1 protein-coding gene is annotated in these 435 nt (G+C 69.0%); it reads right to left on the bottom strand.

All coding sequences use genetic code 11. The features are described from left to right. Nucleotides 1-435: carbohydrate ABC transporter permease (locus G3I71_RS47915; protein WP_164325248.1), on the bottom strand; the 435-nt coding region annotated here is incomplete at both ends.

Here is a 435-nt window from a genome sequence, read left to right as displayed (position 1 = left end):
GAACAGCGCGACGGTCATGGGCGCGACCGTGTTGGACGACCCGGCGAACGTCAGCGCCACGAGCAGGTCGTTCCACACCCACAGGAACTGGTAGATGCCGAACGCCGCGAGCGCGGGCTTGAGCAGCGGCAGCATGAGCCGGAAGAACACCGTGACGTGCGCGGCGCCGTCGACGCGCGCGGCCTCGATCAGCTCGCCCGGGATCTCCCGCATGAAGTTGTGCAGCAGGAAGACCGCGAGCGGCAGGCCGAACATCGTGTGCGAGATCCACACGGCCCAGAACGTGCCCGCCACGCCGATGTCGGCGTACAGCGTCAGCAGCGGGATGAGCGTGACCTGGATCGGGACGACCTGCAGCGCGAACACGGCGACGAACCGGGCGTCCCGGCCCGGGAACCGCATCCACGCGAACGAGTACGCCGCAAGCGTCGCGAG

It is taken from the genome of Streptomyces sp. SID12501 (genome assembly GCF_010550245.1).
Lineage (GTDB): Bacteria > Actinomycetota > Actinomycetes > Streptomycetales > Streptomycetaceae > Streptomyces.
This window is presented reverse-complemented; position numbering and strand designations above follow the sequence as displayed.